Origin of the sequence: Caulobacter sp. NIBR1757 (assembly GCF_027912495.1) — a bacterium.
In the GTDB taxonomy this organism is placed as follows: domain Bacteria; phylum Pseudomonadota; class Alphaproteobacteria; order Caulobacterales; family Caulobacteraceae; genus Caulobacter.
Genome location: NZ_CP115463.1, coordinates 309,079 through 321,771 on the forward strand (window position 1 = coordinate 309,079; position 12,693 = coordinate 321,771).

Sequence of the window (12,693 nt, forward strand, 5' to 3'; positions counted from 1 at the left end):
GAAGGGTGCGGCGCCTAGCGAACCAGCAGGGCGAGCGCGATGACCGCGACCAGAGCCCAGGGGGCGGCGGCGATGGCCAGCTGGACCGGCGACGACGGCTCGCCGGCGGCCAGGGGAGAGAGACGGAACAGATTGAACAGCCGCATGGCCGTGAGATCCCCGAACAACGTCTAATCTACAGGACAAACCTTACGCTCTCATTTCTGTCGCGGAATGCGGCAAGCGGGCGCTGTGGGAACATGTCGCATGCCCCGGGGCGAGCGGTTGGCCGTTTCTGGGAACAAGGGTTACGCGCCGTTCATTTGCGCGTCAGGCGCCGATCGCTATCGTGCCGCCTGCCCGGCCCTGTCCCTGCTCGGCCCAGGAGTTGTTCCGCTTGTCCAGTTCGCGCCCCTCCGTCCTCTCCATCCGTGACCTGAAGGTCGCTTTCGAGACGCCGGACGGCGTCGTCGAGGCGGTGCGCGGCGTCTCGCTCGATGTCGGCCAGGGCGAATGCCTGGGCGTGGTCGGGGAAAGCGGCTCGGGGAAAAGCCAGACCTTCATGACCGTCATGGGCCTGCTGGCCCAGAATGGTACGGCGAGCGGCTCGGCGACCTTCGAGGGCCAGGAGCTGCTCGGGTTGAAGCCCGCCCAGCTGAACCGCATCCGCGGCTCGAAGATGACGATGATCTTCCAGGACCCGCTGACCGCCCTGACCCCGCATGTGAAGATCGGCGAACAGATCGCCGAGCCCCTGCGGCTGCACCTGGGCGTCTCCGACAAGGAGGCCAAGGCCCGGGCCCGCCAGTGGCTGGACCATGTGCGCATCCCGGAAGCCGCCCGGCGGATGAACCAATATCCGCACGAGCTGTCGGGCGGCATGCGCCAGCGGGTGATGATCGCCGGGGCGATGGCCTGCGATCCGGCCCTGCTGATCGCCGACGAGCCGACCACGGCGCTGGACGTCACCGTGCAGGCGGAGATCCTCGACCTGATGGCCGAGCTGCAGCGCGAGACCCGCACCGCGCTCGTTCTCATCACCCATGACATGGGCGTCATCGCCCGGCTGGCCGACCGCGTCTGCGTGATGAAGGACGGCGCCTATGTCGAGGAGGGCCCGGCCGCCGACCTCTTCGCCAACCCCCGGACCGCCTACACCCGCAGCCTGCTCGACGCCATTCCGCGGCTCGACCGCGAGGATCGCGGCGGCCGCCCGACCCTCGATCCGGTGGGGGCCGAGGCCCCGATCATCGTCCAGGGCGACGACGTGAAGGTCTGGTTCCCGGTCCGCCAGGGCTTCCTCGGCAAGAAGGTCATGCTGCGCGCCGTCGATGGCGTCGACTTCTCCATCCGCCAGGGCGAGACCCTCGGCGTGGTCGGCGAAAGCGGCTGCGGCAAGTCGACCCTCAGCCGGGCGGTGCTGCGCCTGCTGCCCAAGGGCAGCGGCGAGCTGGGCGGGGCGATCACCGTCATGGGCCGCGACATCACCCGGGCCGACGAAGAGACCATGCGCAAGGCCCGAAAGGACCTGCAGATCGTCTTCCAGGACCCCCTGGCCAGCCTCGATCCGCGCTCGACGGTCGGCGATTCCATCGCCGAGCCGCTGCGCGTCTTCCGCCCGCAGCTGAACCGGCGTGAGCGGGAGTTCGAGGCCGCCGCCATGATGGAACGGGCCGGCCTGTCGCCGACCCTGATCAACCGCTATCCGCACGAGCTCAGCGGCGGCCAGAACCAGCGGGTCGGCATCGCCCGGGCGATGATCCTGAAACCGAAACTGGTCATCTGCGACGAGGCGGTCAGCGCGCTCGACGTCTCGATCCGGGCCCAGATCATCGACCTGCTGATCAATCTCCAGAAGGAGATGGGCATGGCGATGATGTTCATCAGCCACGACCTGGCGGTGGTCCGCGAGATCAGCCACCGGGTGATGGTGCTCTATCTCGGCCGAGTGATGGAGCTGGCGACGCGCGAGCGGCTCTACGCCCATCCGCAGCATCCCTACACCAAGGCCCTGCTGTCGGCCGCGCCGATCCCCGATCCGGCCATCGAGCGCAGCCGCAAGCGGGTGCGGCTGACCGGCGAGCCGCCGTCGCCGCTGGATCCGCGTTCGGCCCTGCGCTTCCTGCCGTCGAAACTGACGGTCGATCCGCTGGCGCCGATCTACATTCCGCGCTTGAATGAGGTCGAGCCTGGCCATCTGGTCAGCGAGTACGATCCCGCCTGAGGCGGTCATGGTTTTCAAAAGGTCCGCGACATGATCCGATGTCTTCTCCTCGTTTCCGGGGCGGTCGCCGCCTTCGCCGCGCCGCTGGCCGCCCCCCTGGCCGTCGTCGCCGCCGATGCTCCCGCCGTCGAGAAGCGCCAGGTCGGGACCCTGACCCTGGAGAACGTGCCGCCGACGCCGCCTGCGGTGCGCGAGGCCCTGCGCCGCTACCAGAACGCCCGCTCGGCCGGCTTCGCCAGCTGGCTGGACGACGGCTCGATGCTGATCGCCACCCGCTTCGGCCAGACCTCCCAGCTGCACCGCGTCGCCCGCCCCGGCGGCGACCGCACCCAGCTGACCTTCTTCGACGAGCCGGTGGGCGGGGCCGAGGGCGTGCCGGGCTCGAAGGACCATTTCATCTTCGCCAAGGACACCGGCGGCGACGAATACTACCAGGGCTATCTGATGGGGCTCGATGGCCCCGAGGTCGCCTTCACCGAGCCGGGCACCCGCAACCAGTCGATGGTGTTCAGCAAGGACGGCAAGACCCTGGTCTGGGCGCGGGTCGGCAAGGGCGACCCCGACTATGACATCGTCACCATGACGGTCGGCGATCCGGCCAGCCGTCGGAAGGTGCTGGACGCCAGCGGCGCCACCGCCCCGATCGCCGTCTCGCCGGACGGGCGGAGCGTCCTGCTCGGCCGCTACATCTCGGCGGTGTCGAGCAAGCTCTACCTGCTGGACCTGGCCAGCGGAAAGGTCAGCGATCTGGGCGCGACCAAGGGCGATGTGGCCTACGCCGGCGGCCAGTTCGCGCCGGACGGCAAGTCGGTGCTGGTGCTCAGCGACGAGGGCAGCGACTTCAAGCGGCTGGTCAGCCTCGACCTTGCGACCGGCAAGTCGGTTCCGATCTCGCCGCCGGATCTCGAATGGGACGTCGAGGAATTCGACCTCTCGCCCGATGGCCGTCTGCTGGCCTACAGCGTCAACGAGGGCGGCCGCAGCCGCGTCGTGGTGCAGGGCTTTCGCACCAGACAGGCCGTGCCGCAGCCCAACCTGCCGGTCGGGGTCCTGGGGTCGCTGAAGTTCTCGCCCGACAGCAAGAGCCTGGCCATCGGCCTCAACGCCGCCACCTCGCCGGCCGACGTCTATGTCTTCGATCCGGGCAACGGCACGCTGGCCCGCTGGACCTTCAGCGAGGCCGGCGGCCTCGACCTGACGGCGCTGCGCGAGCCGGAACTGGTCAGCTTCAAGTCCTTCGACGGCCTTGAGGTCCCGGCCTGGGTCTACAAGCCGGCAAAGATCAACGGCCGCGCGCCTGTCATCATCGACATCCACGGCGGGCCCGAGGGCCAGGACCGGCCGGGCTTCAGCACCCGTCGGCAGTACTGGGCGGCCGAGCTGGGGGCGGTGACCATCGCCCCCAACGTCCGCGGCTCGGACGGCTACGGCAAGCGCTACATCCAACTCGACAACGGCCCCCTGCGCCAGGACAGCGTCAAGGACATCGGCGCCCTGCTCGACTGGATCGCCACCCAGCCGGACCTCGATAAGGACCGGGTGGTGGTCTATGGCGGCAGCTATGGCGGCTTCATGGTGCTGGCCTCCCTGGCCGCCTATTCCGACCGGCTGGCCGGGGCCGTCGACATCGTCGGCATCTCCAACTTCAAGACCTTCCTGACCAACACCGAGGGCTATCGCCGCGACCTGCGCCGGGCCGAATACGGCGATGAGCGCGACCCGAAGATGGCCGCCGTCTTCGACCAGATCTCGCCGCTGAACCTGACGGCGAAGATGAAGAAGCCGCTGTTCGTCATCCAGGGCCGCAATGACCCGCGGGTGCCCTGGACGGAGGCCGAACAGATCGTCTCCAAGGTGCGCGGCCAGGGCGGCGATGTCTGGTACATGATCGCCGCCGACGAGGGCCACGGCTTCCGCAAGAAGCAGAACGTCGATGCCCAGCGCGAGGCCGAGACGCTGTTCCTGGGGAAGGTGTTCGGCCCACCCAAATAAGCCGCTCATCCCGGCAACGGGCGTGCCGGCGATTGTGAGTTCGCCTCTGGGCGCCCTTCTCCCCTCGGGGGAGAAGGTGTCGGCGAAGCCGACGGATGAGGGGGCTCACCGGCCTCCGACGCAGTCATGTCTAACCACTTCATCGCGGCTTGCAGACCTATCGACCCCTCATCCGGCGCTTCGCGCCACCTTCTCCCACAAGGGGAGAAGGGACACTCACGGCGGCTGACGCAGTCTTGGACATCGGTCGCCCGATGCGACAGACGTGGGCGCCTTATCGGGGAGCGTCCGTCAAGCGCGGTTGTCCGCCCGGCAGCGCTCATAGAGCGTCTGGTCGCGGGCGCAGAGCCGGTCGATCCGCCGCCGCTCGTCGGCCGTGATCTCCAGGCGGCCAGCCTCGGTGCTGTTGTGGCGGCCGAAAAGGGTGGGGCGGTCCAGCCGTTCGGCTATGCGTTTAGCCAGGTTTTCCGCCGTCTCGAGGGTGGCCCAGTCCCAGAGGTTGTCGGCCAGCCAGGGCTCGAGCGGCTGATCCTGGCGCCAGCCGAGGAAGGCTGCCGCCGGATCGCTGAACACCTCGGCATGGTCGAGCTGAAAATCGAGGAAGCCGGCGAAATCGCGTTCCGCCGCGACGCGCGCCAGCCGGTGGGCGTCGAACCGCTGCCAGGGCTTCTTCTTCAGGTAGCCGGCGCGGGCGTAGTGGTAGTCGCTGAGCGCCCGCGCCGCCGGGTCGCGCAGCAGGGTGACGAAGCGGACCGGCCGGCTGAGGCGCCGGCGAACGAGGCCGTGGTCGCTGTGGCCGCCGGCGATCAGGTCGCCCGGCCGCGCCTCCGCCTCGATCCGGGCGAACGCGGCCGACAGGCTGGCCGTCCCCAGCTTCTGCATCAGGTTCTGGCGCTGCGAGCGCCACAGGCGAAAAGCCTGCCAGCGGGACAGGGCCGCTTCCGGGCGCAGGGTGTCGGGCAGGTAGAAGACGCGGCGGCCGGCGAAGGCCTCGCCGAGCATCAGCAGCAGGCTCTTGGACCCGCTCTTGGGCACGCGCACGCAGTGGATGAGGGCGTCTTCGCTCACGGAACGACCGCTAGCAGACATACCCCATATTGGAAATCAGGCGGCGGCGGCCCGATAGGCGGGATTGCGCACATAGAGGCCGGGCCGGCCGGTCACCGGCCGGAAGGCCTCGGTGCTGCCCTCGGCCGCTTCCCCGTCGCCGAGGATCAGCAGGCCGTCGGGCGGCAGCAGGGCGGCCAGGCTTTCCAGCACCCGGCGGCGATAGGGGCCGTCCATCATGCTCAGCACGTTGCGGCAGAAGATGACGTCGAAGCGGCCCATGACGGTTAGGTCGGCGATCAGGTTGACGCGGCGCCAGCGGACCCGCTGGCGGATGCGCGGCGTCAGGCGCCAGTTGTCCTCGACCTTCTCGAAATGCTGCAGCAGCTTGCGGATCGGCAGGCCGCGCTGGACCTCGAACTGGGTGTAGAGGCCCGACTGGGCCTTTTCCAGCGAGCGTTCCGACAGGTCCGACCCATAGATCTCGACCTTGGTCCCCGGCGGCAGGCCCTCGCCCTCCTCGGCGATCATCGCCAGACTGTAGGCCTCCTGGCCAGAACCGCAGGCGCAGCTCCACACCCGGATCGGCTCGGCGCCGCGCAGGCGGGCCAGGGTCGGCAGCAGTTCCTTGCTGAACGTCGCATAGGGCGCGCGGTCCCGGAAGAAGCCGGTCTCGCCCTGGGCCAGGGCCTCGACCACGGCCCAGATCAGCTTTTCCTCGCGCAGCGAGCGCAGGGCGGCGGCCATTTCCGGAATGCCGGGGAAGTTCTCGCGCCGGGCCAGCGGGCCCAGGCGGCTCTCGATCAGATAGGTCTTGGAGGGGTCGATCTTCAGGCCGGCGCGGGCGCGGGCCAGGGCGACGAACAGCTCGATGTCCTGCGGGCTCATACCAGACCCGCCTCGGCGAACTTCGCCTCGATGATGTCGCCGTCGAAGGGTTTCATGATGTACTCGGCGGCCCCGGCGTCCAGCGCCTCGCGGATGCGGTCGGGTTCGGTCTCGACGCTGCAGAAGACGACGCGCGGGGCATCTCCGCCGGGCTCGGCCCGCAGCAGCCGCAGGAAGTCGATGCCGTTCATCACCGGCATGTTCCAGTCCAGCAGGATGGCGTCGGGCATGGCCGCGCGACACCAGGCGAGCGCCTCCATCCCGTCGGCGGCCTCGGCGATTTCAAAGCCGAGGTCCTCCAGGATGCGGCGGGCCACCTTGCGGATCACCCGGCTGTCATCGACGACGAGACAGGTCTTCACGGCTGCGGAACGCTCCATCTTGAACGCTCTGTTGTGGGGGGTGTCGGTTAAGAGAGGATGGAGGCCGTTAAGAATTTAAGCGCGGAGCGCGCCCTTCTCCCGCTTGTCGGGAGAAGGTGGCGGCGAAGCCGCCGGATGAGGGCAGCGCCGGCTCATCCGATTGCACGCGTTCTGGCGCGGTTTGGCGCTGTCGCTACTCTTGCTTGGCCGGTGTTGCCCTCATCCGACCCCCTTCGGGGGCCACCTTCTCCCGACAAGCGGGAGAAGGGAAAATTACGCCGGCACCCACGCCGCCAGCGTCAGCTTCTCATCCCCCGCTTCCACCGCCACCTGACCGCCGGCCTGGGCGACCAGGCTGTGAACGTAGAAGGCCTGGATCCAGGCGCCGCCCATGGCCTCGCCCTTGGGCTTGCCGAGCAGGCCGCCGGCGACCTCAGGTTTCAGGCGGATACGGGGGCCGGTTCCCTCGACGCTGAGGGCGATGCGGCCGCCGGCCTCGACCACGCGGGCGGTGACCTGGCCGCCGGTCGGCAGGGCGGTTCCGGCGATCTGGCAGAGGTTGAGCAGCGTGCGGGCGGCCGGCTTGTTGAGGCTGGCCGGGGCGACCTCCCAGACCAGGGTCGATTTCATGTGGCCGAAGACGCTCTGGGCCAGGGCCTCCAGGTCGCGGGCGTCGAACACCTCGACCGTCGAGGCCGAGCCGAAGGCGGCGCGGCAGAAGGCCAGCAGGTCGGCCAGCTTGCGGGCGCTCTGGGCAATGAGCGCCATGGCGTCTTCGCGCATGTCCTGGGCGGTCGGGTCGTCGAGCAGGTCGAGGCCGGAGACGATGGCGCTGGCCGGGCTGATGAAGTCGTGACAGAGGCGCGCCGCCAGCTGGGCGGCCAGATCGACCGGGTCGGCGATCGGGGTGGCGTCGTCTTGGGGCAGGGTTTCGGCGGCGTCGGTCATCCCTGGAGTCTAGCGGTGATTTGGCCGGCGAGCCAACGGCCCGCCGGCCCCTTCGGGGGATCAGGCCGCCTTCCTTGTGGAGGGTTGGGCTGTCGAGGCTTGCGGCAGGCATTCCAGACCGATCAGCGTCTCGCGCACCGCCGCGTCGAGCGGGGTGTGCGGCTCGGCGCCGAGGAAATGGGTCAGACGGGCGTTGTCGAGCTGCACCGGGGCGGTCCAGAAGCCGCGCATCTCGAGCAGCTCGCGCATCGTCTCGTTGAACGGCGCGGCCAGGGGCAGCACCGACCAGGGCAGAGGGCGCACCGGAATGGCCGGGTTGCCGACGACGCGGCGGATGGCGTCGGTGACCTCTGTTCCCGTGGCGTCCCAGTGGCCGGCGAAGTGGAAGCGGGCGAAGGGGCCCAGTTCACCCTCCCGGTCGGCCAGCCGGGCGAAGGTCTCGGCGACGTCCGGCAGATAGGCCCAGGCATGGCCGACGCCGGCCCGGCCGGGCGTCATGATGGCGGTCACCGGCTTGCCGGGCGTCACCAGGCCCTGGCTGAACCAGCCGTTGCCAGGCCGGGGACCGAAGTAGTCGCCGGCCCGCAGGATCAGCGAGCGCACGCCGTCGAGCGCCGCCGCCTCCAGCCGCGCCTCCATCGCCTTGCGGATGGCGCCCTTGCGGGTGTCGGGGGTCTGCGGCGCTTCCTCATGCAACAGGGGAAAGGCGTCCGGGCCATAGTTGTAGATGGTCCCGGGCAGCAGCAGCCGGGCCCCGCTGGCGCGGGCGGCGGCCAGGCTGCTTTCCAGCATCGGCAGGACCAGGCGCTTCCAGCCCCTGTATCCGGGCGGGTTGACGGCGTGGACGATCAGGTCCGCCCCCCGCGCCGCCTCGCCGACCGCTTTGGCGTCTAGGGCGTCGCCGCGCCGCCAGTCGAATTCCGGCCGGCCCTGGGCGCCGGCGGCGGGGTTGCGGGCCAGGGCGCGAATGCTCCAGCCGTGGCGGGCCAGGGCGTCGGCGGTCTCGCCGCCGATGCCGCCGGTGGCGCCGAGGATGAGGGCGGTCTTGCGGGGGGTGTGGGTCATGTCCGGTCTCCTTCGAGAGGGAAGGTGGCCCAGGATGGCCTGGAAAAGAATTGTCCAAGAGTGCCTAGCTGATAGTCTAAAATATATGAACACCACTGACCCCGACTGGGAGGGCCAGCGCGCCTTCCTCGCCGTGCTGGAGACCGGCAGCCTGTCGGCCGCGGCCCGGCGCCTGGGCCTGGCCCAGCCCACCGTGCGCCGCCGTATCGAGGCGCTGGAGGCCCAGGTCGGCGCCGCCCTCTTCACCCGCACGCCCACGGGCCTGGCCGCCACCCCCGCCGCCGAGCCGCTGGGCGAGCATGTGCGGGCCATGGCCGCCGCCGCCGAGGCCTTCACCCGCACCGCCAGCGCCGAGGCCCAGGCCGAGTCCGGCACGGTGCGGATCACCGCCAGCGAGATCGTCGCCGTCGAGGTGCTGCCCGCCATCCTGGCCGAGCTGCAGGCGCGGCATCCGGCCCTGGCCATCGAGCTGGGCGCCAGCAACCGCAACGAGGACCTGCTGCGCCGCGAGGCCGACATCGCCGTGCGCATGTCGCCGCCGCGCCAGGACGCCTTGCTGGTCCGCCGGATCGGCGAGATTCCGCTGGGCCTTTTCGCTCACCGCCGTCTGACCGTGCGGTTCGGGGTTCCGGAGACGATGGACGACCTGCGCGGCTGGCCCGCCGTCGGCTTCGAGCATCCGCCGGCCTATCTGGAGCGGATGGTGGCGACCGGCTTCCGGTTCGCCATGGCCGATTTCAGCTTCCGGTCGGACAGCGACCTGGCCCAGCTGGCCGCCCTCCGAGCGGGTGTCGGCGCCGGCGCCTGCCAGATCCAGCTCGGCCGCCGCTGCCCCGATCTCGTTCCCTTGCTGGCCGACCAGTTCCGCTATCCGCTGGAGACCTGGGTGGTCATGCACGAGGACCTCAAGGGCCTGCGCCGGATGCGGCTGGTGTTCGACGCCCTGGTGGAGGGGATGACCGCCTACTGCCGCGAAGCCTGACAAAGCGGCTTCGACCCGCTAAGGCCTCTTCCCATGGCCCTCCCCTTCCTCGAGCCCGGCGCCTTGGTGCGCCTTCCGGATCGGCCGGACTGGGGCCTTGGCCAGGTGCAATCCTGCATCGGCCATCGGGTGACGGTGGATTTCGAGCAGGCCGGCAAGCAGGCGCTCGATGCGCGGGCGGTGCGGCTGGATGTGGTGGACGATGGAGAGTTCGAGTGAGCGCTGACCCCCAGAACATCGGCGCCGTCCTGGCCGACATCGTCGAGGAGGCCGGCCGGCTGATCCTGCCCCTGTGGCGCACGGCCCTGACCGTCGACGCCAAGGCCGACGACAGCCCGGTCACCGAAGCCGACCGCCAGGGCGAAATCCTCATCACCCGTCTGCTGGCCGAACGGTTTCCCGATATCCCGGTCATCGGCGAGGAGCATGCCTCCGAGTACGGCACGCCCGACGAAATCGGCCCGCGCTTCTTCCTCGTCGATCCGGTCGATGGCACCAAGGCCTTCGTGCGCGGCGATCCGAGCTGGACGGTCAACATCGGCCTGATCCAGGACCGCCATCCGATCGCCGGCGCGGTCTGCATGCCGGCCAGCGGCGAGACCTGGTACACCTCCGAGAGCGGCGCCTTGAAACGGGTGAACGGCGCGCCTGCGCAAGGCTGCCGGGTCCGCCCCTGGCCGCAGGGGCAGGCGATCGCCCTGATCAGCCACACCATGAAGGAAGAGACCACCCGCAAGCTGGCCGAGACCTATCGGTTCGACACCACGCTGGCGATCGACTCCTCGGTGAAGCTCTGCCGCATCGCCGAGGGTTCGGCGGATATCTATCCCCGCCACGGCCCGACCAGCGAATGGGACATCGCCGCCGCCCAGGCCGTGCTGGAAGCCGCCGGCGGCACGGTGCTGACGCCCGAGGGCGCCCCCTTCCTCTATGGCAAGGCCGACGAGCAGTTCCGCAACGGCTGGTTTGTGGCGCGGGGTGGCTAGGCGCATGCACCTGATTGGACGCCTGCTTTCCCTGGCGCTGCTGCTGCCGGCCCTGCCAGCGATGGCGCAGACTGGAACGGCGAGCCCGGGCTTCAACTACTTCCATCGCGCCGGGGCCACGCTGGAGGTCCACGAGGCGGACATCCGCTTCTGCGAAGGCGAGGCTCGCAAGACGGTGGCGCAATACGTCGAGGCCGGCCACTACGACAAGCCGAGGCCGGGCCTCTTCAACACGGCGCTGCTGAATGCCGTCCAGCTTCAGTTCGACCGCAATCAGGTGCAGGCCAATATCGAGACCTGCATGCTGATCCGGGGCTGGTCGGTCGTGCGGCCGCCGGCCGCCGACGAACAGAGCCTGCTTGGCGCCCACCAGGCGTCGCTGGTGAGCTACCTCTCCGCCCGGGTCGGCGCGGCCACGCCACAGGGCGCTGAGATTCGGCGATACGATCCGACCCTGGCCATCGTCTACACGATGCCCGGCTACGCGTCGAAGCCTCAGGAATCCTTGAGCTACCGCGCCGTGTTCGGAACCGAGCCGCCGGTCTTCGCCCTACCCAAAGCGGCCGAATGGCCGGAGGAATGGCAGTTCCTCAATCGCGTCAAGGCGCCCGCCGCGCTTGGACCGGCTACGACGCTGCTAATCGTCCGAACCCACGGCACGCGACCCGGCCAGCAGATCAACCTGCGCTTCATGCGGATCGAAGAGCGGGCGAGCGACAGCCCCGCCCTGCAGGTGTTCCAGGCGTCCAGTCCGACAAAGATGTTCTGGAAGGCCGGCACACCCATGCAGGATATCTATGTGTTTGAGGTTCCGCCCGGCCGCTGGCTGCTCCTGGGCGACACCATCAGCACCTTCTGCCTGGGCGCGCCGGGCTTCGAGGTGAAGGCAGGCGAGGCGGTGTTCGCGGGGACGTTCAGCTCGGAGGTCGTTGGCGACCTGCAGCCGAAGATGGCCGTGGAGCCGGCCGCCGCTGCTCTGCCGCCGGCCCTTGCCGGCCGTCTGCGAGCCGCCGAGTGGCGGAATGGCTACGCTTTCGACTGTGGCTCGCCCCCCGCTACCCTGCTGCGCGCCTTTGAGGTCACGGGCGCGACTTCGAAATGATCGCCATCCTCGCGCCCCAATAGCCGGTGCACCATGCCCGGTCGGGGGGAGCGGGCATGATCCATCGGGTGCTGCTGTGGGCGGGCGTGGCCCTGCCCTTCGTCTATTTCGCCAATCTGTTCGGGACTGCCCTGGCCTGGCCGGGGTTCGAGCATGGGGCGACCCTGCCCAGCGAGCTGGGAATGGCGGCCTCGCCGTTGGCCGGGGTGTTCAACGCTGGTCTGGCGGCGAGCGGGGTGCTGGGGATCGCCGGGGCGGCCGGCCTCTGGCTGGCGCGGCGCAGCCCGGCGGCGGCGCTGCTCGGCCTGTGCCTGGCCCTGCCGGCCCTGTCGTTGATCGTGGCGGCGGCGTTTCCGCTGCCCAGCCCGCATCACCTGGCCTTCAACATCGTGCTGGCCGGCGCGCTGGTCCCGCCCCTGGCCGTCCTCACCCTCTGGCCGGCTGACCGGCGCTGGGCCGTCATCCTGCTCGGGGTCGTCCTGGTCGAGGTGGCGCTGGTGGTTTTGCAGCTGGCGGGCGCTGCGACCGCCGACACCGTCGGATGGTTCGTCCGGGCGCTGGGCCTGGTCATCTTCGGGGCGGCGGCGGTCGCCTGCTGGCGCAGCCTGCGGCTCGCCTAGGCCTTCGGGGCCTTGGCCAGCTGGTCTTCGCGCCAGCCGATTTCCTGCTCGATGATCTCTTCGGAGGCGATGCCGGCGAAGTCCTCGGGCTCGAAGAAGCGGCGCAGTTCGATGGCGCAGTCGACGTCGCCGTCCTTGAAGTCGGGGCGCGGGACCTTGGAGAGCCACATCAGGGCCTCGTCCCAGTCCTTGACGTTGAGCACCCAGTAGCCGCCGATCAGCTCCTTGGTCTCGGCGAACGGCCCGTCGGTGATCACCCGCTTGCCGTTCTTGAAGCCCAACCGCGCCCCTTTGGATGACGGATGCAGGCCCGCCCCGTCGACCAGCACCCCGGCGGCGATCAGTTCGTTATTGAAGACGCCCATTTCCTCCACCTGCTCGGTGGTCGGCATGACGCCGGCTTCGGTTTCGGCGGTGGCCTTGACGATCATCAGAACACGCATGGTCTTCACTCCGGTTGGAGGCCGCCTGGCGGCCGGTTCGCCCGCAGGACGAACG

General features: G+C 69.7%; 14 protein-coding genes. 7 read left to right on the forward strand and 7 right to left on the reverse strand.

All coding sequences use genetic code 11. The features are described 5' to 3' along the window. Positions 1-14: 14 nt before the first annotated feature. The gene (locus tag O5I81_RS01575; RefSeq protein ID WP_271067189.1) at positions 15-146 is read right to left on the reverse strand and encodes a hypothetical protein; all 132 of its coding nucleotides are present in this window, start codon (positions 144-146) and stop codon (positions 15-17) included. 230 nt (positions 147-376) lie between these two features. Here O5I81_RS01575 and O5I81_RS01580 point away from each other — a divergent pair, with 230 nt between their 5' ends. Next, positions 377-2,203 carry a dipeptide ABC transporter ATP-binding protein gene (locus tag O5I81_RS01580; protein WP_271067190.1) on the forward strand — a complete coding sequence of 609 codons (1,827 nt, stop codon included), beginning with the start codon at positions 377-379 and terminating at the stop codon, positions 2,201-2,203. Positions 2,204-2,233: 30 nt separating this feature from the next. After that, complete coding sequence (locus O5I81_RS01585; RefSeq protein WP_271067191.1) at positions 2,234-4,195, forward strand: S9 family peptidase; 1,962 nt, start codon at positions 2,234-2,236, stop codon at positions 4,193-4,195. 291 nt (positions 4,196-4,486) lie between these two features. On the opposite strand, the gene O5I81_RS01590 is transcribed toward O5I81_RS01585, so the two are convergent. The 5 genes from O5I81_RS01590 to O5I81_RS01610 form a co-directional block, all read right to left on the reverse strand. Beyond that, positions 4,487-5,263 (reverse strand): sulfotransferase domain-containing protein, encoded by a 777-nt coding sequence (locus tag O5I81_RS01590; RefSeq protein WP_271067192.1) that lies wholly within the window; start codon positions 5,261-5,263, stop codon positions 4,487-4,489. 36 nt (positions 5,264-5,299) lie between these two features. Continuing rightward, positions 5,300-6,130: a protein-glutamate O-methyltransferase CheR gene (locus O5I81_RS01595; RefSeq protein ID WP_271067193.1), complete on the reverse strand. Its 831-nt coding sequence runs from the start codon at positions 6,128-6,130 to the stop codon at positions 5,300-5,302. Beyond that, complete coding sequence (locus O5I81_RS01600; RefSeq protein ID WP_271067194.1) at positions 6,127-6,510, reverse strand: response regulator; 384 nt, start codon at positions 6,508-6,510, stop codon at positions 6,127-6,129. The genes O5I81_RS01595 and O5I81_RS01600 overlap by 4 nt, the downstream gene beginning before the upstream one ends. A gap of 255 nt (positions 6,511-6,765) precedes the next feature. Continuing rightward, on the reverse strand, positions 6,766-7,440 hold the full coding sequence (locus O5I81_RS01605; RefSeq protein WP_271067195.1) for a histidine phosphotransferase family protein: 675 nt from the start codon (positions 7,438-7,440) through the stop codon (positions 6,766-6,768). Positions 7,441-7,500: 60 nt separating this feature from the next. Beyond that, positions 7,501-8,505, reverse strand: coding sequence for an NAD(P)H-binding protein (locus O5I81_RS01610; RefSeq protein ID WP_271067196.1), 1,005 nt, complete (start codon positions 8,503-8,505; stop codon positions 7,501-7,503). A gap of 85 nt (positions 8,506-8,590) precedes the next feature. Between O5I81_RS01610 and O5I81_RS01615 the strand changes: the two genes are divergently transcribed. From O5I81_RS01615 to O5I81_RS01635, 5 genes are read left to right on the forward strand one after another with little or no spacing between them, the layout of a single operon-like run. Further along, positions 8,591-9,487 (forward strand): LysR family transcriptional regulator, encoded by an 897-nt coding sequence (locus O5I81_RS01615; RefSeq protein WP_271067197.1) that lies wholly within the window; start codon positions 8,591-8,593, stop codon positions 9,485-9,487. 33 nt (positions 9,488-9,520) lie between these two features. Further along, positions 9,521-9,706 (forward strand): DUF3553 domain-containing protein, encoded by a 186-nt coding sequence (locus tag O5I81_RS01620; protein WP_271067198.1) that lies wholly within the window; start codon positions 9,521-9,523, stop codon positions 9,704-9,706. Then, entirely contained in the window at positions 9,703-10,473 is a 771-nt protein-coding gene (cysQ, locus tag O5I81_RS01625) for a 3'(2'),5'-bisphosphate nucleotidase CysQ (RefSeq protein ID WP_271067199.1), read from the forward strand. The genes O5I81_RS01620 and cysQ overlap by 4 nt, the downstream gene beginning before the upstream one ends. 4 nt (positions 10,474-10,477) lie before the next feature. Further along, complete coding sequence (locus O5I81_RS01630) at positions 10,478-11,575, forward strand: hypothetical protein (RefSeq protein ID WP_271067200.1); 1,098 nt, start codon at positions 10,478-10,480, stop codon at positions 11,573-11,575. 56 nt (positions 11,576-11,631) lie between these two features. Next, complete coding sequence (locus tag O5I81_RS01635; protein WP_271067201.1) at positions 11,632-12,195, forward strand: DUF998 domain-containing protein; 564 nt, start codon at positions 11,632-11,634, stop codon at positions 12,193-12,195. On the opposite strand, the gene O5I81_RS01640 is transcribed toward O5I81_RS01635, so the two are convergent. Beyond that, positions 12,192-12,638 carry a YciI family protein gene (locus O5I81_RS01640; protein WP_271067202.1) on the reverse strand — a complete coding sequence of 149 codons (447 nt, stop codon included), beginning with the start codon at positions 12,636-12,638 and terminating at the stop codon, positions 12,192-12,194. The two genes, O5I81_RS01635 and O5I81_RS01640, sit on opposite strands and share 4 nt — an antisense overlap. Positions 12,639-12,693 lie beyond the last annotated feature (55 nt).

Excerpts from the sequence above, each read along its gene's own strand:
- O5I81_RS01630 (WP_271067200.1), top strand. The coding sequence starts at position 10,478 with ATGCACCTGATTGGACGCCTGCTTTCCCTGGCGCTGCTGCTGCCGGCC.
- O5I81_RS01595 (WP_271067193.1), bottom strand. The coding sequence starts at position 6,130 with ATGAGCCCGCAGGACATCGAGCTGTTCGTCGCCCTGGCCCGCGCCCGC.
- O5I81_RS01615 (WP_271067197.1), top strand. The coding sequence starts at position 8,591 with ATGAACACCACTGACCCCGACTGGGAGGGCCAGCGCGCCTTCCTCGCC.
- O5I81_RS01600 (WP_271067194.1), bottom strand. The coding sequence starts at position 6,510 with ATGGAGCGTTCCGCAGCCGTGAAGACCTGTCTCGTCGTCGATGACAGC.
- O5I81_RS01585 (WP_271067191.1), top strand. The coding sequence starts at position 2,234 with ATGATCCGATGTCTTCTCCTCGTTTCCGGGGCGGTCGCCGCCTTCGCC.
- O5I81_RS01635 (WP_271067201.1), top strand. The coding sequence starts at position 11,632 with ATGATCCATCGGGTGCTGCTGTGGGCGGGCGTGGCCCTGCCCTTCGTC.
- O5I81_RS01605 (WP_271067195.1), bottom strand. The coding sequence starts at position 7,440 with ATGACCGACGCCGCCGAAACCCTGCCCCAAGACGACGCCACCCCGATC.
- O5I81_RS01640 (WP_271067202.1), bottom strand. The coding sequence starts at position 12,638 with ATGCGTGTTCTGATGATCGTCAAGGCCACCGCCGAAACCGAAGCCGGC.
- O5I81_RS01620 (WP_271067198.1), top strand. The coding sequence starts at position 9,521 with ATGGCCCTCCCCTTCCTCGAGCCCGGCGCCTTGGTGCGCCTTCCGGAT.
- O5I81_RS01610 (WP_271067196.1), bottom strand. The coding sequence starts at position 8,505 with ATGACCCACACCCCCCGCAAGACCGCCCTCATCCTCGGCGCCACCGGC.
- O5I81_RS01575 (WP_271067189.1), bottom strand. The coding sequence starts at position 146 with ATGCGGCTGTTCAATCTGTTCCGTCTCTCTCCCCTGGCCGCCGGCGAG.